This window comes from Anaerolineae bacterium (assembly GCA_035529315.1).
Lineage (GTDB): Bacteria > Desulfobacterota > Desulfobacteria > Desulfobacterales > ETH-SRB1 > Desulfaltia.
The window spans coordinates 16,978-42,486 of sequence record DATKWZ010000013.1 but is presented as its reverse complement, the minus strand read 5'-3'; the positions used below and the strand labels follow the sequence as shown (position 1 = coordinate 42,486).

The window sequence follows — 25,509 nt, the reverse complement described above, 5'->3', positions numbered from 1 at the left end:
GAACCAACAACCAGTAACCCTGAACCTTGAACCCTAAACCCTGAACCTTGAACCGTAAATGTGGATTAAAAATGGCTGATTCTTACGTTAAAACCGATAATTTTGCCGATATGTTTAAAGGTGGTACTACCGCGATGGCCATAGGGATAGCAGGTATCCTTCTGATCATGATGATACCCGTACATCCCTTTATTCTTGATATTCTCCTCTCCTTCAGCATCACTTTTTCTCTAACCATACTGCTGGTTTCCGTTTATACACTGAAACCTATTGATTTTTCAGTTTTTCCATCCATTCTTTTAATCGCTACTTTGCTTCGTTTGTCCCTTAATGTGGCTTCCACGCGTCTTATACTTCTCCACGGCAATGAGGGCACAGGGGCTGCAGGGCAGGTCATCAAGGCATTCGGCGCCTTTGTTGTCGGCGGTAATTATGTGGTTGGGTTTATAGTATTTCTGGTGCTTGTCCTGATTAATTTTATTGTTATAACCAAGGGCGCTACAAGGATAGCCGAAGTGGCGGCAAGATTTACCCTGGATGCGATGCCCGGAAAACAGATGAGCATCGACGCGGATCTTAATGCAGGGCTGATTACAGATTCAGAGGCGAGAAGCAGGCGGCGTGAAATTGGGCTGGAATCAAATTTTTATGGCGCAATGGATGGGGCCGGCAAGTTCGTCAGGGGAGATGCAATCGCGGGAATTCTTATCACCATGATAAATATTTTTGGTGGTTTGGTTGTCGGCGTACTGCAGCGGGGCATGTCTATAGCGGATGCTGCTCGCATCTATACGCTTCTTACAGTGGGTGATGGGCTGGTAACGCAGATTCCGGCGCTGATTGTATCGACTGCCGCCGGCATGCTTGTCTCCAGGTCTACAGCCTCATCTGATTTGGGCAGTGAGGTAGGAGGACAGCTCTTTGCCAAGCCAAAGGTGATTGCCACGGCTTCTGCTATCATATTGATATTTGGTCTGATTCCAGGCATGCCCAAGATATCTTTTCTGGCCATTTCTCTTGTTTTTGGAGTTATTGCATATAGAACCTTTAAATCGTCAAAGAAAATCAAGGAAACGAAGGAAAAGCAGCCGGCTAAAGCGGTGGAGGAATCCATAGAAGCTCTTTTGCCCCTTGATGCCCTTGAACTTGAGATGGGATACAGTTTGATACCTCTTGTTGACGCGGGACAGGGCGGTGAATTGCTTGAGAGAATCAAGGCGTTGAGAAGGCAGATGGCCATTGAAATGGGCTTTGTCATGCCTCCCGTGCATATAAGAGACAATCTGCAGATAAAGCCCGATGAATATGTTTTTAAACTGAAAGGGGTTGAAGCAGCCAGAGGAGAAATACATATAGGTAAGTACCTGGCAATAACTGCAGGAAATGAAGGTGTAAAAATAACGGGAATTAAGGCAAGGGAACCTGCTTTCGGCCTGCCTGCCGTCTGGATAGATGAAAAAGAAAAAGAATCGGTTCAAGCAAAGGGTTTTGTTGTTGTCGATCCGGCCTCTGTTATTACGACCCATTTGACTGAAATTGTAAAAACACATGCAGATGAACTGTTAGGCAGACAGGAAGTTCAGTCTTTGCTGGATAGTCTGGCAGTGAGCCATCCCAGAGTCGTAGAGGAGCTTATTCCGAAAATCGTTCCGCTCGGCATGCTTCAGAAAGTATTGCAAAGGCTCCTGAAGGAGAGGATTTCTATCCGCGACTTTCTTACAATACTGGAAACACTGGCGGATTATGCGCCTTTGACAAAAAATGTCGACACGTTAACAGGATATGCACGGCAGGCCCTGGCCAGGAGGATAACAGAAGAATATAAGGACGCGGATGGGAATATAACCGTTATTATGGTTTCTCCCGATATTGAGGACAGAATTAATAAGTCTGTTCAGCATACGGAATATGAATCATTTGTTGCGGCTGATCCGACCCTGATACAAGAGCTTGCATTCAATCTCAAGAAGTTTATCAAAAACTTTAGCGACAAAGGCCTGCCGCCGATTATTCTCTGCTCGCCAAATGTCAGGGGATATTTAAGCAAGATACTGGAAAATTTTTTCCCCAATATCGTTGTTCTTTCCCACAACGAAATTATTCGTGATGTAAATATCAAATCTCTGGGTATGCTGGCGGCAAAAGATGCAGATTAAAAGATACGATGCGCTGAGTATAAATGAGGCTATGAAGAAGATAAAGGCGGATATGGGCCAGGACGCCATAGTGCTTTCCAGCAGAAGATTGAAGGGCAGACTCGAGGTGATTGCCGCCAGGGATAATAATTCTGAAGTTTCGAAAGAAAGTGAAGCTGAAAAATGCGAAAAAGAGGGACCGGATACGTTCTCAATAATCAGATCGGATGTTAATGAGTTAAAGTCCTTTATTATGGATTTCAAAAAACAGGGGGGCGTTTATGCCGAGTTGACTGAGATAAAGGAGACAATGGGTCTTCTGTTCGATGTTCTTGGCATTCAAAACAATGGAAGAGTTTCGTCTTCTCTGTCAAAAGTTTATTATTACCTGATTTCGACAGGCGTATCAAAACAATGCGCCTGCGCATTAATAGAAGAGTTAAATAACGATGGCTCGACGGAAGCTCCGGAAAACCATCATTATACTCTGGCTGCTGTTGAGAATATTATGAAACGATCTATTGCTTCTTCTTATAAGAATACGAGGAATACGGGGAAAAAGAGGATTTCCGCCTTTGTCGGTCCTGCGGGTGATGGAAAAACAACAACCCTGGCAAAGCTGGCGGCACGCTCTTTATTTAAAGAAAAACTAAGCGTGGGCATCATAACCACGGATACATATCGGATAGGCGCGGTGGAACAACTGAAAAAATATGCGGATATCATGGGTGTCCCCATGGAGGTTGCTTCTGAAAAGAATGGCTTAGAGAGAGTTTTGAATAAGTTTGCCGACAAAGATACCATACTTATAGATACACCGGGGAAGAGTCGTGGTGATGAAAGTTATTTATTGAAATTAAAGGAATATCTGACGATGGGTCTCCCTCTGGAAACGAATCTTGTTTTAAGCATGACATCAAGCCAGGAGAGCATGATGGATGCCGCGGCACGATTTGATATTATAGATTATAACAACATTATATTTACAAAACTGGATGATTCAAAAAAATTTGGTTCAATCTACAATGTTATTGATCATGTCGGCAAACCGGTGTTCTACACCGCAAATGGCCAGAACGTTCCCCATGATTTAAATAAAATGGATCCTGCAAAGCTTGCAAGGCTGATAGTGGGTCATGGATCAGGGAGGTAGTTTTAGTGGATCAGGCTGGAGTGTTGAGAGAAATGAAGAGAAAGGGGAGTTCCCCGATAATTGAACAAAAAAGATATAATCGCAATACTCGCGTTATCTCTATTACCAGCGGCAAAGGGGGCGTTGGGAAAACAAATATAACCGTGAACCTTGCATATATTTTTTCGAAGATGGGGAAAAGAATCTTGCTGCTCGATGCTGATACAGGGTTGGCCAACATAGATGTGATCCTTGGAATTACCCCGAAATATAATTTATACCACGTCCTTAACGGCGAAAAAACCCTGTCTGAGGCTGTTATCGAAGGCCCCGGAGGCATCAAGATTCTGCCGGCGTCTTCAGGAATTCCCGGGATGGCTGAGCTGTCAAAAGGGCAAAAGTTCACCCTTCTGGAGGAGATGGATGGACTGGCTGAAGACTTCGATTTTATGCTTATTGATACAGCTGCCGGAATTGCCGACAATGTCATGTATTTTAATATGGCAGCCAGGGAAATTATTGTAGTTGTTTCACCTGAACCCACTTCATTGACGGATGCTTACGCCTTAATCAAAATACTTTATCAAACCTATAAAGCAAAGTGCTTTAAGCTGATTGTCAACATGGTTAGGGATTCAAATGAAGCCACAGAGGTTTATACGAGGTTGAGCAATGCAGCGAATCATTTCCTTGATCTTCCAATCGAGTATCTGGGATATATACCTTATGATCAAAATGTTTCAAAAGCGGTGAGGAGACAAAGACTGCTGACAGAGATTTTTTCTGATTCAAAGGCGAGTAAAAGCATGTATAAAATTATCGAGAAGTTGTGCTTGAAACCGCCGGAAGATTATGAAAACGGGACTATTAAATTTTTTGGAAGGTCATAACTAAAAAGGTTGTTTAGGCTGTAGGCTGTTAGGTTGAAGTATCGCCAAGCATACGCTTGAGATAGAGCCTTTCTACTAAAAGCCTACAGCCTTCAGCCTATCTACCTGAGGATCTTTTCTTGACAAAAATGACTGATAAAAAAAAGCGTGAAAAACTGATAATTAAATATGTGCCTCTTGTTAAGAACATTGTCGGGAGGATTGCCATGAGACTCCCCGATCATGTGAGTAAAGACGATTTAATCAGCGCCGGCATAATTGGATTGATGTCGGCGCTGGAAAAATTTGACGAAACAAAGAATGTGCGGTTTGAAACATACGCACAGTTCAGGATTAGGGGGGCTGTATTAGATGAGTTAAGATCAAGAGATGATGTGCCAAGATCGGTTAGAAGCAAAGAAACAATGCTTGAAGATGCGCTTGAGGTGTTGCGGAAAAAGTTCGGATGTCATCCATCTGATGAAGAGATTTCGCATTATCTCGGCATATCACTTGAAAATTATTATAAACTTCTTGATGAAGCAAGAGGTGTCTGTATTCTGAGCAAGGATGATTTGCCGCCGAGCTACTGTGAAAAATACGGCAGGCATGATGTTTTGGAAAAAATTGATCAAAACAATCCTTTTTCCATTCTTGCCGACATGGAACTTAAAAACATATTGAAGAATGCGATAGATTCACTTCCCGAAAAAGAGAAACTGGTGTTGTCCCTCTATTATTATGAGGAGTTAACATTAAAGGAAATAGGTCTGACCTTGGAATTAACGGAATCAAGAGTCTGTCAGATCCACTCCCAGGCAATACTGAGACTAAAGGGCGTCTTGAACCGCAATAGAGAGCACATTCCCCGTAGTCCCGCTTCAGCGACGGGGTTAGCGATTCCGTCACCGAAATTATGAAACAGAATACTTAATCAAATGGTTATTACCGGATATTACAAAAAGGCGCTGATGGTCGTATGCCTGTGCATTGTGTTGTTTGCAGGCGGCGGTTCTGCCAATGGTCAGGGGGCGGAAGGGCAGAAGATCATAGGGTTAGATGGTCAGGGGCCGATAGACTCTGTGAAGAAAAGTTTGCCGGTGACTGCTTTCATGGAAGAAAGGTTCGAATATTTTAATGACTTTATTATTTATTTTAAAGATAATCAGAGGAAAGACAGGATTCTGGTTTGTGATGTGGTTGTTGAGCTGAATCAAGGGATGAAACTGCCGCAAGAGAGGATCGAGTTGAGAAAGATCATATATAACACATTAAAAGAGCTTTCCGATTTGTACGAAATCAGGAGAAGCTTAAAAGAAAAAATTAAAATTGCCTTGAATAGTTTTATGAGTGATGAAATAATAAAAAATGTGTACTTTACCAAGTTTATTTTATTGTAACCACAAAGCTGAAAGCTCAAAGTTGATAAACTCATAAAAAGTTATTTTTGCACCTCTTAGCCCACAGAGAACATGTTGATATGTTAAATAGTTATCTCATGGAGCTTATTCCCGGCATTCTTCACGACTTTTCCAACTCCTTAAATGGGATTTTGGGTCGTTCTGAGCTTTTGCAGAGGAGGGCAGAGCGTCTTAAACTTATTGTAAATAATAACGACAACATAGATGCTGAGATCCTGGAAGGCTGCAAAAAGATAATTTGTGATGCTGGTTTGATTGCAAAGGAAGCGGACAGATTTTTCAGCCTGTTTAATGATGTGGCAGGAAAATTTCAGAGGCTGGCCGACACTGTCTCCCAAAAAATCAATTTATCCGAGCTTGTAGAGGCTGAAATGAAATTCCTTCAGTTTTACCCGGATGTTAAGTATAATATTAAAAAGAAACTGGTATTGGACAGGGAAATTCCGGAAATATCAGGAGTAAAAGCCGATTATTCCATTTTTCTGTCCTCAATAATCAGACATTCGGTAAATGCCATGAAAGACAGCGAATTAAAGGAGCTGATTGTCTCTACAGGCCATGATGATTCACATGTATATGTCAAAATCGAGGATACCGGAGCTCCCATTCCCGAAATCCAAATAAAAGAACTAATCGAAAACTGGAGTTCAGACTGCTATCCCCTTAATGGCCCGGATAAAGATAAAAGATTATTACACACCCTATTTCTCCTGAGGAAGTATGATACTCTTTTTCATATTACATATGAGTCGGGCTTTAATGTTATTTTGATAAGGATACCTTATCGGGATTAGGATTAGGGGATTAAGGGATTGAGGGATTAAAATCACGCTGCAGGCGGATCAATTTCTAAATCTCTAAATTCGCAATCAGGTGTCTTTGTGGCTGACCTGTTAAGGTTAAAGATTATGATGGATTGTGACGATAAAACAGTTGGAGGATAACCAACAACCTTTACTTTTTGTAACCGTTTACGATGGTTAGGATTAAGGATTAAGGGGTAAGGATTAGTGCATTGGAAAGATTTGAAGCTTTGGCGAAAAGCCCATAAATTGGTTGTCAGGGTTTATCTGGTGTCAGCAAGGTTTCCAAAGGCATAATCGTGCGGAACAACTAATCCTCTAATCCTCTAATCCTCTAATCCTTAATCCTCTAATCCTTAATTCAGTTCCCAGTGAACTGTTACTACTCTTTAAGGGGGTGCGAAAGCCATGGTCAGATCGCTTGATGTGCAACAGGTATTATTGCAATCCAATGCAATTGAGCGTGTCCAGCAGGTTCAGCAGCATCAGGCTGATGTTCAGCAGAGACATTTTGAAGCTCAATTAGCCGAAGAGGCCAGGGAGCTGAGAGAAAAAGTTAAAGCCCCTGCAGAAGCTGAGCAGCTTGTGACCAGGGAGGAAGAGGAGCGTGGTAAGAGGGAAAAGAATCCTGGAGAAAACAGCGCAAAAAAAGAAAAAGATGGAGCTGTTGCTGACGATGAACCCGGGGGAAAGGTGGATATAAAGGTATAAGATGACCATAGAGTTTATGCTGGGGCTTCAGATCCTTGCAGACATAGCGCTGTGCCTTGCTATTGTATTTCTTATCAGGGTGGCAAACAGAGAAATAAAAAAGAGACCACAGGGAATAGGCTCAAAAAATTTTTCTGAATTCAATAAGGTGATCGAAAACTCCCGGCGTTCTACAGATCGCCTTTTTCAGGCTTTAAATGAAGTAAAGGATTTCATATATGTCCTGAATGAAAAAGAGAATCAATTGAGAACCCTTATAAAAAAATCAGATGCCATTTTTGAAGATCGAACGTCAGGAGATACGAGTTGCGGGGAAAAATATGAAGCTGTTATAAAAATGGCCGATCAAGGTCTGGCTGAAAAAGAGATAGCCGATATGTTGAATTTATCTGAAGGAGAGATATGTCTTATTTTAGACCTTCATCGAAAAAAGAATGAAAATTCTTCCCTCCATAATAGCATCCCATAAATTAAATCACCTTTTACAAATTCAAAAAAAGGCGGAACTTTTGCCTCCTCTTTCTGTCGGCGAAGTGGTGGAAGCGGAAATAGTGGAAACCCCTCGCTACGGGAAGGCGTTGATTTCGCTGAAAAACAGCATGGTTGTGGCAGATTCCGGGCTATTGCTCAAAAAAGGCGAAAAGATTGCGGTAAGGGTGATGCAACTGCATCCCGGGGTTGTCCTTCGTATTGTTGCCAATGAAATATCGCAAAATTCCAGGTTAATGGATTGTTTGAGATTTTACCGTTCAAACCCCAAAGCCCTTTTTGAATTTTTCAGAGACGGTATCGACAGGTTCAGCCCTGAAAATTTAGGAGACCTTGCAGCGCATCTTGGGAAGAAAAATGTCAAGAATATACAAGGCATATTAAAATCTCTGATATTCTCCAGGGAAAGTTTAAAAAACCCTCTCTTTTTTAGAGATTATGTCCGCAGGTTCGGTTACTCGATGGAGAATGTAAGGGATGCCTCTCAAAACCTGAAGCAACTCTTGATAAGGATGTCCGGCAGGCTTCAGCCGTTGGTGAAAACCGGAAATCTTCCTGCAGCGGAAAAACTTGCCGGATTTATCCGTTCCTCTTTGCAAACAATTGACTCCCATCGGGTAATAAATTATTTATTTCAGGAATATGATAGTAAATATATGTTTCAAGTTCCTCTGCTGTTCCCGGAGAATATGGGCCTGGCAAAGATATTTATAAAATTGGGAGATCGGGATTCAAAGGACAAAGGCCGCCGGAACGAGAAGAATGTGCTGTTTTTGCTGAACATGGATGTTTTGGGCGATGTTGTTGTCCAGGCAAAAATTAAAACAAAGAAAATAAGCTGTGTGTTGAAATGTAAGGATGAAAACATATGTAATTTTATTAGATTGTTTTTAGAGGAACTTGGAGAAAAGCTTACGGCTTTAGGCTATGATATAGATTATTTAACGTGTGTGACAGATAAGGATGATTTAAAAACAAGAGCTGAATCCAGCGAGTTTCAAAACCTGTTTGCCCTGGAAAGCGTAGATATTTTGGCATGAAATAAATTTGAAGTACCTAAAGTGAGCTAAAGTATTTAAAGCACTTATAACTTTAAAATTAGCCCGCTGGAGGCGTACATTAACTTTAGGCATTTTAGGCACTTTAGCTCACTTTAGGCACTTATAAGTCTTCAACCCATCAGGAGTAGAGACCCATATAAAAAATTGCGTCACTGTATTTACGAATCAAAGCACTTAGGTATTTTTATGAACAAAGACAAAAAAGAGACAACAATTGCCGCTGCCATAAAATATGACGGAAAAAAAGATCAGGCGCCGAGGGTTACCGCCAGGGGAAGGGGCGCCATTGCCGAAAAGATCATAGAACTCGCAAAAAAACATAGTGTGCCGATAAAGGAAGATCCTGCTCTGGCACAGATCCTGAGCCGGCTCGATATGGATGAACAGATTCCTGCCGAGCTTTACAAGGCTGTCGCGGAAATATTGGCCTTTGTTTATTCGCTCAATGAACGATACAGGGGGCAGGGGTTAGGGGATTAAAAAAGATGAACATCGAACATCTAACGTCCAACATCGAATGTTGAATGGGAAAAGATAAAGGTGACAGTTAACGGTTGTCGGTTTACGGTTCACAGTTTTTTCAATGAACTATGCAACGATTGAAGCATTTTGGATATTGATTTCAACCGTGAACCGATAACTGTAAACCGTAAACTGCTACCAATATAAAAGAGCCTGCCGAACAGGAAAAAATTTCCTGTTATAAACAAAATTGCCTGTCTCCTGATGCTGATTGCCTTGCCCAATAGAGCAGTTTTTGACATAGGTGAGCTCCACATTTGACATTCATTCCGATTTCCGTTCTCTGCTCCCTGCTCTCCGCTCCACGCTCTCCGCTCCTCCACGCTCTCCGCTCTCTGCTTTCCGCCTCCCGATCTCCGTCCATGTGGCACACAAATTGCTTTACTTCACATACAGAAGAGGAGGCAGGAAACATGATTAACGGTATCGATATACTGGCAAATGCGGCTATAATGCAGATTAGCCGGCTTGATTGTGTCGCGAACAATATTGCCAATGTTAACACCCCCGGTTTCAAGGCAGAGCGGTTCCTTTTTTTAAATCCAGGCCCCGAAGCGGAGGCGAATAAAGGCAGACCCGCGCAGACACAGGAAACAACGGCCGATTATTCCAGGGGAATTATGCAGAAAACCGGCAATGTTCTGGAACTGGCAATAGACGGGGATGGATTTTTTGCTGTTCAAACAAAAGCCGGTGTTGCTTATACAAAAGATGGAAGGTTTACGCTCAATAAGGATGGAGGGCTGGTTACACAGGCCGGAGATTATGTTCTTGGCGGAGGAGGAAAAATTGCCATTGAGGGGAACAACGTCCTGATAAGCGAAGACGGCGTAATAAGTGTGGACGGCAATGAAGTTGATACATTGAAGATCACCGGTTTTAGCGAACCATCTGCTCTTGTTAAGCTTAATCCCGGCCTCTATCTTAATCCTGATAATCTGGCGGGCGCAAAAAAGGAAGAAAATGCACGTGTTCAATCCGGATATCTTGAGCTTTCCAATGTCCAGGCTATAAGAGAAATGGTTGAAATGATCAATATACAGCGCACGTTTGAATCATACCAGAAAGCGATTCAGACTTTAGGCGAACAGGACAAATTGTCAACAAGCCGTATCGGGAGATTGTAATAAAAACAAAGGTTATTAACTTAAACCTGAAGGCGCACACTGCGATATTTTTACCACAAAGAGTACAAAGGGAACAAGGATAAAGAAAAAATTCTTCGTGGTGATTAATAATAAAAGGGAGGATTAACATGATAAGGGCTTTATGGACGGCCGCAACCGGCATGGAAGCGCAGCAGATAAGCCAGGACGTTGTTGCGAACAACCTGGCCAACATTAATACCGTAGGATTTAAAAAGGCAAGAGCCGATTTTCAGGATCTCATGTATCAGGTATATTCGAAATCAGGGGCCGAGACATCCGGCGGGAGTCAGTTGCCGGTGGGTATAGAGATCGGTATGGGTGTAAAACCGGTGGCTGTTCAAAAAATGTTTGGCCAGGGTGATTATATGCAGACGGACAATCCATTCGACTTTGCTATTGAAGGGGATGGCTTTTTCCAGATTGATGATAATGGGCGTACTGTTTACACACGGGCAGGCAATTTCAAGGTTGATAAGGATGGCTCTCTGTGTAATTCTGAAGGGCTTAAATTGATACCTGCAGTGGACGTACCCATGGAAATGGTACATTTTACCCTTGACAGCGGAGGCACATGGACGGCAAGCGATGAGCAAGGCAATTCCCTGGCGACAGGGAGAATAGAGCTTGCCAGGTTTACCAACCCCGCCGGACTTACCAGCCTGGGGAGAAATCTCTATGACAGAACAGATGCCTCCGGTGACGCTACTCTCGGAAATCCCGGAGAAGCGGGGAACGGCACCATTTCACAGCGTTTTTTAGAGATGTCAAATGTAAATGTTGTGGATGAGATGGTCAAGATGATTGTGGGCCAGAGATCATACGAGATAAATTCAAAGGCAATCCAGACAGCGGATGCGATGCTGCAGATGGCTAACGGCCTCAAGAGGTAAGGATTAGAGGATTAGAGGAGTGAGAATGTCAGGCAAAATACATAAGACAGTTTTCTTAATTGCGGGTGTTGTTTCCCTGTTTCTTTTTAACGGGCATCTGTTGTGCGCGGCTTCCGCAGCAGTGATAGGAGAGGAAACGATAAAGGCGGCTGTCAGAACATATATTGAAAAGAACATGTCCTTGCCGAAAAGCGTTGTGCGGGTGGAATTCCCAGCCGGCGTGCCTGATGATGTGAGACTGACAGGAAAAAAAATCACCTATCGGGTTCTGAGCAGAAGGAATGAGGATTTTATGGGGAATTCTTCCTTTACCGTCAGGTGTTATGAAAATGGCACATTTCTGAATGCAAAGACCGTCAAAGCAAGGATAGAGGTGCTGATGGATGTTGTGGTCAGCACAAAGTCTCTTAATAGAAATGTCAGGATTAACCATGATGATGTGAGAATAGTTAAAAGGTGGTTTGACCGCTTGCCATCAAATGTCATATCGAGCCTTGATGCTGTTGTAGGCATGAAACTTTGCACCAATGTTAAACCAAATACCGAAATGACAGGGAATATGGTGAGAAGCATGCCGATAGTAAAGAAGGGGAAGCCGGTAAGAATTGTTTTTGAGAAAGACACGATGAGAATAACTACAATTGGACTGTCGGATCAGGATGGAATGCACGGGGAATTGATAAAGGTCAGGAATGTATCATCTAAAAAGGTGATTTATGCCAGGGTTATGGGTAATTCTCTGGTGAAGGTGGAGTTTTAATCATGAAATGGAGAGCATATAATTTTATAGTCTTGATAAGTATCCTTATTTTGTTCGTGGTTGCCGGATGTTCTTCTAATATCAATGCAATAAAAAAAGATGAACCTGTTCCTGTTCCAAAGGAGAAAATACAGCTTCCGTCCACAGGATCCATCTGGCCCGGCGAAAATGCGAAAAATTCGCTCTTTGCCGATAATAAAGCAAAGCATGTCGATGATATTATTACAATAATCATAGACGAGTCTTCCTCGGGCAGCAATTCTGCCGACACAACTACCAGCAGGGACACGAGTACGACTGCTGGGTTAACGAGCCTTTTGGGATTGGAAAAAAAGATGATGGAACAGAACTCAAGGTTTGGCTCGTCAATCGGGCTGGGAGGTACCTCTTCCAATTCTCTTAAGGGCAAGGGCGCAACGACCCGTGATGGTACATTAGAGGCAAAAATAACAGCTAAGGTTGTCGAGGTGCTTTTCAATGGCAATCTGGCTATAGAGGGGAAACGGCGGTTGGCTATAAATGCCGAGGATCAGTACATTATTATTTCCGGCATTATCAGACCCGAGGATATTACCTCGGACAATGTTATATCATCACAGTATATTGCCGATGCAAAGATTGTTTATACAGGCAATGGCGTGATTAATGACAAAATGAGACCGGGCTGGCTGACGCGTATTGTGGATTGGGCATGGCCGTTCTGATCAGAAATAAGGATAGTTTCATGAAAAAAAGGAAAGTTTTCAAATATATTGCCATTTTTTTAATGGCTGGTCTGGTTATTGCGTCTCATGCTTATGCTGTACGTATCAAGGATATTTCCAGTATCGGCGGGGTCAGGGATAACCAGTTGGTAGGCTATGGCCTGGTAGTTGGTCTGGCTGGAACCGGCGATGATATTGAAAACGGATTCACAAAGGAAACTCTTGCCAATATGTTGAGCAGGCAGGGGCTTGGGATGAAAGAAGAGTCCAGAAATAACCTGACTTCAGATAATGTGGCATCAGTTATGATCAGCGCCGAGTTTCCCCCGTTCTCCAAGGTGGGGTCGAGAATAGATGTTGTGGTTTCATCCATCGGTGATGCAAACAGCCTGCGTGGAGGGACTCTCCTTATGACACCGCTTCGGGGGGCGGACGGCAATGTCTATGCAGTGGCGCAGGGCGCTGTATCTATCGGAGGTTTTGCCGCAGGCGGGGGGGGCGCGAACATTTCCAAGAATCACCCGACTGTCGGTCGGATTACAAACGGCGCCTTTGTCGAAAGGGAATTGGAGTACAATTTTGAAAACAGGAAGTCACTTTCCATAAATCTTTATCGACCTGATTTTACAACTGCGACAGGGGTGGCCACAGCCATAAATGGTGTGATAGCGGGCGTGGAGGCGAAGCTTGTTGATTCATCTACCGTTGCTGTAAATATAAAGGAATCTTTTAAAGGGAGTATGGTGAAGCTTGTCTCGATTGTTGAAAACATTAATGTTGCGGTTGACTCACCCGCGGTTGTGGTCATAGATGAGAAGACCGGCACGATTGTTATGGGAGAAAATGTAAGAATATCCACAGTTGCCGTTGCCCATGGGAATTTGTTCATCCAGATAAAAGAGGAAAAAGGGGTGTCTCAGCCGTCCCCCTTTGCCCCTGCTCCTCCTGCCGGCAGCGCTCCGGTTGATGCCGGAGACGGCACGCTGATCGCTCCGGGAGGACAGACGGTTGTAACAACTGAAACGGAAATCGGTGTTGAAGAAGAGAAGAATCGCCTGGTGGTGGTACCGGAGGGGGTTACTATTCAGGAGGTTGTAAGGGCGCTCAACGCAATAGGTGTTACGCCAGGAGATCTGATAACCATATTGCAGACAATCAAATCTGCAGGGGCGCTCCAGGCGGATTTAAAGGTAATATAGGATCAGGGATTATAGGGTAGAGGATTAAGGATTAGAGGTCAGGGATTAGGGGTCAGGGATCAGTAAATGAGGAGCCATTTGATGGAAGAAATAAGATTAAACGGGTTGCCAACAGGAGCGCTCAAAAGGCCTGACCGACAGCAACCGGAAATTAGTGAAAAGAAGCTGAAAAAAGCGTGCGCTGATTTTGAATCCATCTTCATCAATTACATGCTCAAGACCATGCGGCGCACGGTTCCGCAAGGCGGAACCAACTTTCCAGGCAAGGATATTTATTCCACAATGGTTGATCAGAAGGTAGCGGAAGACCTCGCAAAAAGAGGGGGGGGCATAGGCCTTCAGCAAATGCTTTTACGCCAGCTCAAATCAGGGATCGGGGGCCCGGAGTCAGGGAGCAGAACACCTAACACCTTTGAACCTGAATAGTTGCTAAAGTTTTATTGCAAACTTGCCGATATTTCTATAAATAGGAAGTAAAATAAAAAGGAGGTATTGCAGATGAAAATTTCTGAGACCGGAAATTCCATAATTGAGCTCATTTCACGGTATAAGATAAATGAGGAGAGTGTGAATTCCAAGCCTGATAAGCAGGCAACCGACGTGGTTCCGGAAGAGACGGTCAGTTTGTCATCCGAGGCAAGGGATATTCAGCAGGCAGAGAAGGCTATCGAAGAACTCCCGGATGTTCGCGAAGAAAAGGTTCGGGAATTGCAAGATCAGATAGAAACGGGAAAATACGATGTGGGCGGAGAAAAGATTGCCGGAAAAATGATAGGTGAATCAATTCTGGATATCGAGGCTTAAAGCAATGAATAATGAACTACATTTTCTTTATGACTCTCTTATTTCAGTGCTGAGAAACGAGTTGAATGTTTACGGTAAACTTTACAAATGTTTCCTGAATGAGAGAGAAATCCTGGCAGGATCTTCTGCGGATGAACTGTATGAAAGTAATTCCAGAAAAGAGACCTGTATTTTAAAGGCCAGGATGGTGGAAGAGGCAAGGACAAAATTGGTTGAGAGAATCATTAATGTCCTTAATCTTGACGGAAAAGCCCTCAATAAGGCCCTCAATAAGGATAGAAGCCTTTCAACGTTGCTGCTCTATGGAGATGACAGCCAGAAAAGGGATCTTGAGGAATGCCGGTCAGCGCTCAAATCTCTTTTGATGGACATTCACGGGTTGAACAAGAAGAATAAAACGTTGCTCGATTCCTCTATCTTTTATGTGCGAAAATCTATCGATTTTTTAGGCCGGCTTATCTACCCCGGCTCAACCTACATGAACACGGGAAGATTAAAAGCAAGCAATCTGAATGGAAGGATTGTAAGCAGGGAAGGATAGTCAAATGTCCGGTATCGACGCATTGAACACCGCGAAAGATAGTCTGTTGAGTCATCAGACAGCGATAAATATTACAGGGACCAATATTGCCAATGCAAACACCACTGGATATTCGAGGCAGCGGGCGGCATTCAGCGCCTTGGTTCAAAGTGTTGAGATAACAGGGATAGAAAGGATATATGATCGGTTTTTAGAGGCTCAGATAAATGAGCAGGCAAATGATCTCGGGGACAGTGAAGCTAAAAAGGACGCGCTGGACAGGATTGAAATGACATTTAACGAGACTGACGGCGGGGGTATTAATGAATTGTTGAATAAATTCTGGGGTGCCTGGGAGAATTTGTCGACAAATCCTTCCGGGCAGGCTGAAAGACAGGCGCTGGTGTCTGTTTCCCAGAGTCTGACGTCCATGTTTCGGTCATATAGCAATGAGCTGATTTCCGTGAAAGATGACGCAAATACACGGATACCGGTTCTGGTGGATAAGATCAACAGCTATGCATCTGATATTGCTGATATAAACGACAGGATTCTACAGTCTGGAACGGCGGTTGCGGAGGAGCCTGGTCTGAATAGTCTCAGAGACAAAAGGACAACCCTTTTATTAGAGATGGCCGAGGTTGCCAATTTCCATACTGTCACGGATTCAAGTGGTTCAATAAGCATCTTCCTGTCCAATGGCATGCCGCTGGTAGAAGGCGGTCAGACATGGGAACTTGATGTCGTGACCGAGAACCACCCCTCTGATCCTTCTTTTTATGACGTTGTTTTGAAAGATGACACAGATACCGTGATTAATAGTTCTATAACAAAGGGAAGCCTGGCGGCTTTCCTGGATATTCGCGACACCACGGCGGTAGGCTATATGGATAGCCTTGATGACCTGGCTAAAACCATAGTTGATCAGGTAAATGCCCAGCATATACTGGGTTATGATATTAATCAAAACCTGGGCGAAAATTTCTTTGCATTTGACACAGGAGTCGAAGAGGCCAGATATATAAAGGTTGCCGACGCTATTGTCGCGGATGTAAATAAGATAGCGGCATCATCGACGGTAAACGGCGATGGTGGAAATGCCGTAACCATGAGTCAGATAAAAGATGAACTGACTATGAACACTGGCAAATCAACGTTCAGTTCCTATTATTCTTCTTTCGTGGCGCAGATCGGTCAGGATGTTGCGTATGCAAACAGTCGTGTTGATCATCATACAAATCTTATGAACCAGTTTGCGAACAAGAGAGAAGAAATTTCCGGGGTGTCGATTGATGAGGAGATGATGAACCTTATCAAATATCAGACCGGTTATAATGCTTCGGCCAGGCTTTTCGTCACCACACAGGAACTGGCGGATACCCTGATGAGCCTGGTGCAGTAGAAGCTGAGAGCATAGAGCTAAGAGCTAGGGGAGGTCAGGGATCGGGGGTCAGGGATTAGAGGGTGAGAAGGCGTCTTTCCTTCGTCATTCCGGCGGAAGCCGGAATCCAGAATGTATAGGTTAGAGGATTAAGGGATTAGAGGATTAGGTTGAGGCAATTCTTTGTTTTATCAATTGCCTAACACCTAACACTTAACACGTCTATGAGGCAGTATTATGGTAATGCGTATATCAGAAAACATGAAATTTAATACAATGGTCAATAGTATGTTTCAGGCCCAGGAGGGTTATAATAAACTCGCTGAAAAAATTGCTTCACTAAAGGAAATTAACAGACCTTCGGATGATCCCATCGGCATGAGCAGGGTGCTGAATTTTCGAGAAACCAAGGCGTCTGTCGAACAGTACAGCAAGAACATTGATAGCCGTGGATCATGGATCACTATTACGGAATCAAAACTGTCGTTTGCGGGCGACCTTCTAATAAAGGCCAGAGAAGTGGCTGTTGCCCAGTCAACAGCAACCTCATCTGCCGAGGTGCGAAGCACCGAAGCCGAGACCGTGCAGCAGCTTATAGATGAAATGCTTTCCCTTGCCAATTCAAAGTATGAGGGCAAATATCTTTTTTCGGGCACGAAAACCGGAGAAACTCCTTTTTCATCTTCCGAAAGAACTGTTGCTGGGATAGGAACGGCTGCCGCGGCTGAAGGGAATACTTTTGACGGTAGCGTGACGTCCAGCGGCACATATACAGGCAGTGTAAACAAGACTTATGCGGTGAAGATTACCGCCTGGGATAATGTGACAGAAACCGCAACCTATGATGTGTCTGATGATGGAGGGGCAACCTGGACATCAACAGGGAAAACCTTTGTATTGCCGGATAGCGGTTCAGTAGATACCGGCGACATAGGTGACGGCATAGTCTTGACCTTTGATGATACCGGTGCGGCCGATCCTGAGCTGGCTGCGGGTGATATCTTTTATGTCCATGCCTTTGCTACAGGGTATTACAACGGCAACGGCGAGGAACTATCGGTTAATGTCGCAGAAGGGAGCTCCTTTGCTTACTCCATTTCAGGTGAAGCAGCCTTTACGGACAAGGGGAATGGGAGTGTTGATGTATTCGGGGTTCTCAATGATTTGAAGACGGCTCTGGAGAATAATGATCCGGACGGCATTGCGGCCTGCATAGACGGTCTTAAGGATTCATCTGATCAAATATCGGAAAATATTTCCAGGTGCGGCAACAGGATGATCAGATTAGAGATAGCGAAAAATACCATGGCTGATATGAATCTGAATCTGACCGAGCTGATGTCCAGCGTGGAAGATGCAGATATATCTGAAATAATCAGCAAGTTTGCCATGAAAGAGATTGCTTTGCAAGCGTCGTACAGTGTGGCCTCAAAGATAGGAAATTTAACAATACTCGATTTTCTTAGATAAATAATATGCTGATCCTGACAAGGAAGTTAGGCGAAACAATAAGAATTGGTAATGAAATCAAGGTTACTATCCTCGAGGCAAGGGGAAAGCAGCTAAGGATAGGGATAGATGCCCCCGCGGATGTAACCATTCATCGCGAGGAGGTTTATCAAATGATCAGGGAACAGAATATCCTGGCGGTAGAGACAGCGCGCGATAATTCAACAGGCAAGAGTCTGTCTAATATATGGAACAGACTGAAAAATCCAGAGGAGGAAGTTTAGTGAGAATTTCTACCACCCGTTTTGGAGACATAGGTATTGATGAATCCAGGGTTATTTGGATAAAGGGGGGAATGCTGGGGTTTGAACACCTGGGAAGATATGTACTCCTCATACAGGAGGAAAAGAATCCCTTCTGGTGGTTTCAGTCCGTTGAGGATGGTTCGGTCGCTTTTGTCGTTATCAACTCCCTTGTTGTAAAACAGGATTACGAGCCGTTAATATCTGACGATGAAGCGAGATTACTTGAAATCTCATCGCCTGAGGATGTGGTTTTATTTTCTGTCGTAACGATCCGTTCCGATCCTTTCAAGGTAACGGCAAACCTTAGAGCTCCCATCGTGGTAAATTCAAAAAAAATGCTGGCAAAACAGGTTATTCTTGTTGATCCTAATTATCCTGTTCAACATCCCATAACAGAAAATAAGGTATTTTCCGAAGAAAAGGCATGTGAAAAAGGAGAAATAATTTCTTCCGCTCTGGTAATGTGAAAAGTAACCTGCCCACTGCCGAAATAAAGGCCGTCGTTATTGTCTTGACGCAGTAAGCCATATTTAGTCTTTTTCTCTTGGCCATTTCCACCCATTAGATCCTTTGCCGCCCACTTAATTCCTAAGACATTTGCATTTTAAAAATAGATGCCCTTGATATGGCACATCTTGTGCGTATTTTTTTGTAGATGTCGTAAATAGAAGCATTTTTGACAATGGAAAATTGACAACAATCTTTTTTTAGTGTATTTATTAAATGGGTTAGTCAATGATGTTACGGATGAAACGACTCATTGACAGGGCCGGGGAGGCGGGTGAATGACTCATGATAAAATACTAATCGTCGATGATAGCGAAGCCAATCTGGCTGTCCTTGAGGCTTATCTTGTCACTCTTGGCTTTTCCCCCCAAAAAGCCGGGAGTGGATCAGAGGCATTGAAAAAGGTTGCCGGGTCTTTTCCTGATATTATCCTGCTCGACCTGATGATGCCCGGGATCGACGGATTCGAGGTAACCCGTAGGCTGAAATCCGATCCTAAGACATTCAAGATTCCGATTGTGGCAATTACCGCCTTAAATGACCGTGAGAGCAATATAAAAGCCATTAAGGCAGGTGTAGACGGTTTTTTGGCCAAACCGATTGATGTGGCCATACTAAAGGCCCATATTGACAGCCTGCTCAAGATGAGACGTTTACAAGGTGAGCTTGATGATTCGCTAAACTGCCTCGATAGTATGAGAGAGTATCACCGCAGGCTTACGCCGGGACGAAGCAGAACCAGAGAAATAACCGGCAGGAACAGCCTGATAAAAGAAGTTCGGGCCAGGATCGACATGTTTAAAAACCTGGAGCTGCCTGTACTGATTTCAGGAGAAAGCGGAACAGGTAAGCATTTGGCAGCAGAAGCAATGCACTGGGAAGGTAAGCGTGCATCAGAACCCTTTGTCCATATCAATTGCGCTGGTTTGCAGGAAAGCCTTCTGGAAAGCGAACTCTTTGGTTATGCAAAAGGGGCCTTTACCGGTGCTGACAGGCATAAAAAAGGCCTTGTTGAGGTCGCTGAAAGAGGCACTTTATTTGTGGATGAGATTGGCGATATGGCCGGCGCTGTGCAGGCCAAGGTCCTGACCGTGCTTGATTCCGGTCTATTCAGACGACTTGGAGAAACAACGGAAAGAAAGGCAAACGTCAGGATTATCGCAGCAACCAACCGCCATATTGAAAGAGAGATAAAAAAAGGCCGCTTCCGGTTGGACCTTTTTTACAGGCTAAATGTTTTCGAGATTAATATGCCGCCGCTCAGAAAGCGCAAAGAAGATATTCCAGAGCTTGTCGACTATTTTTTGTCTCACTCTTCTTTAACAAAGACCACGGAAAAGACTTTTTCCGCCCAGGCCATGGAAGCGTTTCAAAAATATGACTGGCCGGGCAATGTCAGAGAGCTGCGCAATGTGATTGAAAGGGCAATTCTGTTTTCCGGGCAGGATAATGAAATTACTCTTAGATACCTTCCTCCTGAATTAACCCGCCAAAATGGATCAGAGCGATTTTCAGCAGATCAACCTCACATATCCGACTTTCAGCTTTCCGATAACATGACACTGAAAAAGTTAGAGGCAGCTTATATTAAAAAGGTGCTCAAGAAAGAAAAAGGTAATCGAACCCGTTCTGCCAAGATACTGGGAATTTCAAGATCCACCATAAAAAAAAAGATAGCCGATTTGGGATTGGTTGAGTAGTTGAATGAATGGCCGTTTTTCAGCCGCCTTGGCTCAAAATAAGCCTGTTGGCCTTTATTCTTTGCAATAACAAATAGATATGAGCTGTATCAGGTTGATCGTCGGCCACCTGAACCATTTTTCCCTTCCTTTTTTGCTTCGGAATTCATTTTCTATTATAAATATTGATGACTTCGTAGAAGGTCGGTTCGCACCGCTGAGAACACAGAGGAAAACTTTGCAATTTTAAATAGTTATCTCTGCGCGCTCTGTGCCATCCGTGGTAAATTTTTCTTTTTTACGAGTCCATCAAAATTTGATCACCTCTAAAAGCACTATCCTGCCATATATTGTGTGCCGCATAATTCCTTTATGCCAGATGTTGCAATATTTAGCTGGTCGCCACAAATCCTCTCTTAAAAAAAATTAATTTTTCTCTCCACCTGGCCCTTTATTTGCTTTATCTATCGCTTTGACGAGACAATTAAGCTGAATTGAAGATTTATTCCTTTGATTTTCAATATTCAATCCAATGACCAATGATAAGTGACAAATGACAAGTATGAATAATCAACCTAAAATTCTAATCGTTGAGGATGATCCGGTTTCCGGTATGATTTTGGAAGGATATCTACAATCCGATAATTATTGCATATATCACGTTGACAACTGCGAAAAAGCGTTAAAATTGGTCAGAGATATCAAGCCGGATCTGGTTATTATAGATGTTATGATGCCGGGGATTTCAGGATTTGAGGTTTGCAAGACCTTAAAGAATGACACAGGTACCCAAGGTGTACCCGTGCTTTTTACTACAGTTCTTTCTGATCCTGATTTTCATAAAAAGGGGATTGAGTCCGGGGGAGAGGGATTTATAGTCAAGCCTTTTAATCAGAGTTTAATCCGGGCCTGCGTAAAGACATTTTTCAAGACAAAGAAAACTTTAGATTATTCCAGAGAGAAATTAGCTCTCAATAAAGACTTTGCGAGCATGATTATCCACGATTTAAGCAATTTGAGTATGGTTGTTTCAGGCTATCTCGAGATGGCTGTTATGGCATTTGATAAATCTGCAAGCGCGAAGAACTATGTGGAAAAAGCCTTATTTGTTCATAGAAGCGCAAGCGAACTGCTTAAAAAAGCTCAAGACATAACATGCCTTTAAGTCAACCGTGAATAACACAGATTTTACTTTTATCAACCTTGTTGACCTGACAAAGAAGGCTTTGTCACTATTTGAGACAGAAGTAGAGTCAAAAAATCTAAGATTTGAGTTGCAAGAATCTGGGTTGAGCCCCTTCTGCCCTTAGAGGGAAACGGTGTGGCGGTTCATTTCACGTTGCCAGGATGTTGTTGGGTGGGGGGGAGTCGTTGAGTAAATTATGTACAATATGCAACAGAAGAATAGAGCCGCAAACCAGGCGTTTTACTCTCCCACCATGTCAAATCAGGAGTTTAAGCGTTTCAGCGAGTTTATTTACGCCCAATGCGGCATCAAGATGTCGCCTGCCAAGAAGGCCATGCTCACAGCCAGGCTTCTCAAGCGATTGCGTGATCTTGGATTGACCTCTTACAGCGAGTACTATGACTATGTTAGCAGCCCCCATGGTCGCTCTAAAGAACTTGCCAGGATGATAGACGTAGTCACTACAAACAAGACTGAATTTTTTCGTGAGGCGGAGCATTTTGACTTTCTGACAAAGAATGTTTTGCCGTTGCTTGCCGGGTCAAAACAGACAGGAAATATGAGGAGGCTGAACATCTGGAGCGCCGGGTGTTCCAGCGGGGAAGAGGCTTACACCCTGGCCATGGTCCTGGCAGAGTTCTTTTTGACTACTCGGCCACTTGACAAGTTTGCCATACTTGCTACGGACATATCCACCCAGATGCTTGCCACGGCAAAAAAAGCGATCTATCTAAAAAAAACGGTTGAACAGGTTCCTGCCATGTGGCGAGAGAAATACCTGATGCGCGGTAAAAACTCTCAAAAGGAGCTCTGCCGCGTTGTTCCGGAATTGCGTAATTGTATTACCTTCCGCCATCTCAACTTTATGGACAAAGATTTTGGTATCAGGCCGAGCATGGACATAATATTCTGCCGCAATGTAGTCATATATTTTGACCAGCAGACTCAGAGAAAATTATTCGAAAAGTTTTACGACCAGCTCGTTCCAGGCGGATATCTCTTTATCGGTCATTCAGAATCATTGCACGGTATTAACGAAAGATTCCAGAACGTTGATAGAGCCATGTACAGGAAACCGGAGTGAAAATGTCGGGTTTGTCCTTGAGTTTTTGAAAATTGAAGGGATCAAGCTCATTAGCCGGAATCTCGGAGGTTATGATTCCCGAAGGATCTATTTTCACACAGACAAGGTGATCTGTTTCTGATTGGGGAGGGAGCGGAGAGCGGAGAGCATAGGGCATAGAGCATAGAGCGGAGAGTTAACCCTGTAATAAGAAGTTGAAAGCAACCGGAAACGAGTCAAGCTGAATGAACAAGATTAAAGTTTTTTTTGTTTTTTGCCGATTAATACAATTGTTACATTGGATGAAATTGTTGCATATTGCATAATTTTTGCTTGCAAAAGGTGGTTAAATGACGGAATCACTATATTCTACTTCAGAAGTAGCCATGTTGTTTAAAGTCAATCGGGTGACGATTTATCGGTGGATAAAAGAGGGGGAAATTAAGGCTTATAAGATAGGCAAATGCCATAAGATTTCTGCTTCCGAGGTAATGAGATTATTGAGAAAATTCGGCTTTTCAGAATCAGCGATCCATGATCTTTGTGGTGACGCAGATGACAGGTAGGGGGATTTAGGGATTGAGGAATTAAGCGAAAAAGGAGGATGGGTAGTGACGACAAAAACAAAAAAAACATATCAAGTATCAAGAATTTTATGCAACTATGTCCTGGTTTTATTCTGGCTGTTATCTTATGCCCCTTTCGGCAGGCTCGGATGTGAAGCAGCGGATAACACCTATGTTGGTTCGGATGCATGTGTGGAATGTCATGAAACAGAGTACAAAAATTTTAAAACATTTGCGCACAAAAGAAATTCATTCAAGTCTATCAAAACCATGAAAAATAGATTAACCGATGAAGAGTTTAAAGGATGCTTTAAATGTCATACCACAGGATATGGTGAACCAGGCGGGTTTAAATCAGAAACTGAAACACCTGATCTTAAAAACGCAGGATGTGAAGTTTGTCATGGTCCTGGAGGCATCCATGCGGAAACAGGCGCTCCCGAGGATATCAACGGGAAATTGACTCTGAAGGCGTGTGAAACATGCCATAATGCGGAACGTGTGGGAGCCTTTCGTTTTAAACCCTTAATCTATGGGGGAGCACACTAATGGAAAATAAAAAGACAAATAAAACGACAAAAAGTATGCCTTTAATGATCGGCGGGCTTGCGATTCTCTTTGCACTTATTCTTGGTTCTATAATTTATATTAATCTCTCAGACCAGCGGAAACATATTAAAGCAGAGGTCTTTCATGCAACAAACATACTTGCGGATACATTCTATAACGGCATGATCTATCCCATGGCTACAGGCGACTCCGAAGCTATCGGGCGCCAGATGGAAGGGCTTGAAGACCTTATGGGAGAAGGGGAAGAGGTTTTAATCTTCGGTTTTGACAAGCATATAACTTATGCCTCTGAAAAAATGAGGATCGGTAACAGTGTATCCGAACTGACCGATTCATCCGATCTGGAAAACGCTATCAATCAATTAATACAAAACGGCAAATCCGATAAAACAGAATATGAAGAAATCATAGGAGGAAAGCCTTATCTGACCACGATTCGCCCCATTCTAAACGAAAATCGCTGCTTTCACTGCCATGGTTCAAGTCAGGCCGTACTTGGGGGCATGATGGTAAGAGAGGGTCTCGAAGAGATGTATAAAGACCTTGGAAAGCTGCGGAATAAGAATATAGTTATAGGCCTTTCCGGAAGTTTAATCGTTATCCTAACCCTTTTTATATTGATCTCGAGAGTGGTTATCCGCCCCATTAAAAGAGTCGCAAACGCACTAAATGAAGTGATCGGCCAGGTAGCCTCATCATCCGGCCAGATTTCATCATCCAGCCAGTCTCTTGCCGAAGGAGCATCTGAGCAGGCAGCCTCAATCGAAGAGACATCATCATCCCTTGAAGAGATGTCATCCATGACCAAGCAGAATGCAGATAATGCAGAACAAGCAAACAGGCTGATGAACGAGACATCACGCGCAGTTGATCTGGCAAACAACTCAATGACCGAACTGACGGGATCAATGGAGGAGATTTCAAAATCAAGCGAAGAAACAAATAAGGTCGTCAAGACAATCGATGAGATAGCTTTTCTGACCAATCTGTTAGCCTTAAATGCAGCGGTAGAAGCAGCCCGCGCAGGTGAAGCCGGAGCAGGCTTTGCGGTGGTTGCGGAAGAGGTCAGAAATCTGGCGAGGCGTTCCGCTGATGCAGCCAAAAACACCGCTGGTTTAATAGATGATACCATCAAAAAGGTCAAACATGGTTCGGAAGTTGTAAAAAAGAGCAACGAGGCATTCTCGGAGGTGGCTGGCAGCGCAAAGAAAGCAGGAGAACTGGTGGGCGAGATAGCAGCGGCATCCAAGGAACAGGAGCAGGGGATCGATCAGATCAACAAGGCCGTGGCTGAGATGGATAAGGTAACCCAGCAGAATGCAGCCAATGCCGAAGAGAACGCGTCTGCATCCGAGGAGATGAGTTCTCAGGCGGAAAGCATGAAGGGTGTTGTCAGGGATTTAATATCTCTTGTTGGTGGAAGTGGGAAAGGAACAAGTAGTATGGACCATGGAGTAAGCAGTGAAGAGATAGCTTCAGGTAAAAAGATTGCTGTCGGAGTTCGAAAGGTCCTTGCAGCTCCTGTAAAAAAGACGAGGGGTAAAGAGGCAGGTGCTTATAGCGCAAAAGAAGTCAGGCCTTATGATGTTATTCCTATGGAAGAAGGGGATTTTAAGGATTTTTAAGGAGGATAAA

At 43.5% G+C, this 25,509-nt stretch carries 28 protein-coding genes; all 28 read left to right on the top strand.

What is annotated here, in order from left to right; all coding sequences use genetic code 11:
* The first annotated feature begins 71 nt into the window (after positions 1 to 71).
* On the top strand, positions 72 to 2,156 hold the full coding sequence (gene flhA / locus VMW78_02290; protein ID HUV49838.1) for a flagellar biosynthesis protein FlhA: 2,085 nt from the start codon (positions 72 to 74) through the stop codon (positions 2,154 to 2,156).
* On the top strand, positions 2,146 to 3,288 hold the full coding sequence (gene flhF / locus VMW78_02285; protein ID HUV49837.1) for a flagellar biosynthesis protein FlhF: 1,143 nt from the start codon (positions 2,146 to 2,148) through the stop codon (positions 3,286 to 3,288). Before flhA ends, flhF begins: the two co-directional genes overlap by 11 nt.
* 5 nt (positions 3,289 to 3,293) lie before the next feature.
* Positions 3,294 to 4,157, top strand: coding sequence for a MinD/ParA family protein (locus tag VMW78_02280; GenBank protein HUV49836.1), 864 nt, complete (start codon positions 3,294 to 3,296; stop codon positions 4,155 to 4,157).
* A gap of 128 nt (positions 4,158 to 4,285) precedes the next feature.
* Positions 4,286 to 5,056, top strand: a complete 771-nt coding sequence (locus VMW78_02275; GenBank protein HUV49835.1) for a FliA/WhiG family RNA polymerase sigma factor — start codon at positions 4,286 to 4,288, stop codon at positions 5,054 to 5,056.
* An 18-nt stretch (positions 5,057 to 5,074) separates the two neighbouring features.
* Complete coding sequence (locus VMW78_02270; GenBank protein HUV49834.1) at positions 5,075 to 5,536, top strand: flagellar basal body-associated FliL family protein; 462 nt, start codon at positions 5,075 to 5,077, stop codon at positions 5,534 to 5,536.
* 80 nt (positions 5,537 to 5,616) lie between these two features.
* Positions 5,617 to 6,351, top strand: a complete 735-nt coding sequence (locus VMW78_02265) for a hypothetical protein (protein HUV49833.1) — start codon at positions 5,617 to 5,619, stop codon at positions 6,349 to 6,351.
* Positions 6,352 to 6,768: 417 nt separating this feature from the next.
* Entirely contained in the window at positions 6,769 to 7,071 is a 303-nt protein-coding gene (locus tag VMW78_02260; protein ID HUV49832.1) for a hypothetical protein, read from the top strand.
* Between the two features lies 1 nt (position 7,072).
* Positions 7,073 to 7,540, top strand: coding sequence for a hypothetical protein (locus VMW78_02255; GenBank protein HUV49831.1), 468 nt, complete (start codon positions 7,073 to 7,075; stop codon positions 7,538 to 7,540).
* A gap of 40 nt (positions 7,541 to 7,580) precedes the next feature.
* On the top strand, positions 7,581 to 8,600 hold the full coding sequence (locus tag VMW78_02250) for a hypothetical protein (GenBank protein ID HUV49830.1): 1,020 nt from the start codon (positions 7,581 to 7,583) through the stop codon (positions 8,598 to 8,600).
* Between the two features lie 207 nt (positions 8,601 to 8,807).
* Positions 8,808 to 9,101, top strand: coding sequence for an EscU/YscU/HrcU family type III secretion system export apparatus switch protein (locus VMW78_02245; GenBank protein ID HUV49829.1), 294 nt, complete (start codon positions 8,808 to 8,810; stop codon positions 9,099 to 9,101).
* A 455-nt stretch (positions 9,102 to 9,556) separates the two neighbouring features.
* Positions 9,557 to 10,270, top strand: coding sequence for a flagellar basal-body rod protein FlgF (gene flgF / locus VMW78_02240; GenBank protein ID HUV49828.1), 714 nt, complete (start codon positions 9,557 to 9,559; stop codon positions 10,268 to 10,270).
* A gap of 128 nt (positions 10,271 to 10,398) precedes the next feature.
* Positions 10,399 to 11,181, top strand: a complete 783-nt coding sequence (gene flgG / locus VMW78_02235) for a flagellar basal-body rod protein FlgG (protein ID HUV49827.1) — start codon at positions 10,399 to 10,401, stop codon at positions 11,179 to 11,181.
* Between the two features lie 25 nt (positions 11,182 to 11,206).
* A complete protein-coding gene (flgA, locus tag VMW78_02230; protein HUV49826.1) occupies positions 11,207 to 11,941 on the top strand; it encodes a flagellar basal body P-ring formation chaperone FlgA in 735 nt (244 codons plus the stop codon).
* Positions 11,942 to 11,943: 2 nt separating this feature from the next.
* Positions 11,944 to 12,645, top strand: coding sequence for a flagellar basal body L-ring protein FlgH (locus VMW78_02225; protein ID HUV49825.1), 702 nt, complete (start codon positions 11,944 to 11,946; stop codon positions 12,643 to 12,645).
* Positions 12,646 to 12,707: 62 nt separating this feature from the next.
* Positions 12,708 to 13,844, top strand: a complete 1,137-nt coding sequence (locus VMW78_02220; GenBank protein ID HUV49824.1) for a flagellar basal body P-ring protein FlgI — start codon at positions 12,708 to 12,710, stop codon at positions 13,842 to 13,844.
* An 81-nt stretch (positions 13,845 to 13,925) separates the two neighbouring features.
* Positions 13,926 to 14,270, top strand: coding sequence for a rod-binding protein (locus VMW78_02215; GenBank protein ID HUV49823.1), 345 nt, complete (start codon positions 13,926 to 13,928; stop codon positions 14,268 to 14,270).
* A 72-nt stretch (positions 14,271 to 14,342) separates the two neighbouring features.
* Positions 14,343 to 14,648, top strand: a complete 306-nt coding sequence (gene flgM / locus VMW78_02210; GenBank protein ID HUV49822.1) for a flagellar biosynthesis anti-sigma factor FlgM — start codon at positions 14,343 to 14,345, stop codon at positions 14,646 to 14,648.
* A gap of 4 nt (positions 14,649 to 14,652) precedes the next feature.
* Positions 14,653 to 15,189: a flagellar protein FlgN gene (locus VMW78_02205; GenBank protein HUV49821.1), complete on the top strand. Its 537-nt coding sequence runs from the start codon at positions 14,653 to 14,655 to the stop codon at positions 15,187 to 15,189.
* A 4-nt stretch (positions 15,190 to 15,193) separates the two neighbouring features.
* On the top strand, positions 15,194 to 16,570 hold the full coding sequence (gene flgK, locus VMW78_02200) for a flagellar hook-associated protein FlgK (GenBank protein HUV49820.1): 1,377 nt from the start codon (positions 15,194 to 15,196) through the stop codon (positions 16,568 to 16,570).
* A 222-nt stretch (positions 16,571 to 16,792) separates the two neighbouring features.
* The gene (gene flgL / locus VMW78_02195; GenBank protein ID HUV49819.1) at positions 16,793 to 18,019 is read left to right on the top strand and encodes a flagellar hook-associated protein FlgL; all 1,227 of its coding nucleotides are present in this window, start codon (positions 16,793 to 16,795) and stop codon (positions 18,017 to 18,019) included.
* A 5-nt stretch (positions 18,020 to 18,024) separates the two neighbouring features.
* Complete coding sequence (gene csrA / locus VMW78_02190; protein HUV49818.1) at positions 18,025 to 18,282, top strand: carbon storage regulator CsrA; 258 nt, start codon at positions 18,025 to 18,027, stop codon at positions 18,280 to 18,282.
* Positions 18,246 to 18,770 carry a flagellar assembly protein FliW gene (gene fliW, locus VMW78_02185; GenBank protein HUV49817.1) on the top strand — a complete coding sequence of 175 codons (525 nt, stop codon included), beginning with the start codon at positions 18,246 to 18,248 and terminating at the stop codon, positions 18,768 to 18,770. The genes csrA and fliW overlap by 37 nt, the downstream gene beginning before the upstream one ends.
* 318 nt (positions 18,771 to 19,088) lie before the next feature.
* The gene (locus VMW78_02180) at positions 19,089 to 20,510 is read left to right on the top strand and encodes a sigma-54 dependent transcriptional regulator (protein ID HUV49816.1); all 1,422 of its coding nucleotides are present in this window, start codon (positions 19,089 to 19,091) and stop codon (positions 20,508 to 20,510) included.
* Between the two features lie 541 nt (positions 20,511 to 21,051).
* Positions 21,052 to 21,654, top strand: a complete 603-nt coding sequence (locus VMW78_02175) for a response regulator (GenBank protein HUV49815.1) — start codon at positions 21,052 to 21,054, stop codon at positions 21,652 to 21,654.
* Between the two features lie 226 nt (positions 21,655 to 21,880).
* Positions 21,881 to 22,759 (top strand): protein-glutamate O-methyltransferase, encoded by an 879-nt coding sequence (locus VMW78_02170; protein ID HUV49814.1) that lies wholly within the window; start codon positions 21,881 to 21,883, stop codon positions 22,757 to 22,759.
* Between the two features lie 329 nt (positions 22,760 to 23,088).
* Positions 23,089 to 23,304 (top strand): helix-turn-helix domain-containing protein, encoded by a 216-nt coding sequence (locus VMW78_02165; GenBank protein HUV49813.1) that lies wholly within the window; start codon positions 23,089 to 23,091, stop codon positions 23,302 to 23,304.
* 45 nt (positions 23,305 to 23,349) lie between these two features.
* Positions 23,350 to 23,853, top strand: coding sequence for a cytochrome c family protein (locus tag VMW78_02160; protein ID HUV49812.1), 504 nt, complete (start codon positions 23,350 to 23,352; stop codon positions 23,851 to 23,853).
* Positions 23,853 to 25,499, top strand: coding sequence for a methyl-accepting chemotaxis protein (locus VMW78_02155; protein ID HUV49811.1), 1,647 nt, complete (start codon positions 23,853 to 23,855; stop codon positions 25,497 to 25,499). The genes VMW78_02160 and VMW78_02155 overlap by 1 nt, the downstream gene beginning before the upstream one ends.
* The last annotated feature ends 10 nt before the right edge of the window (positions 25,500 to 25,509 follow it).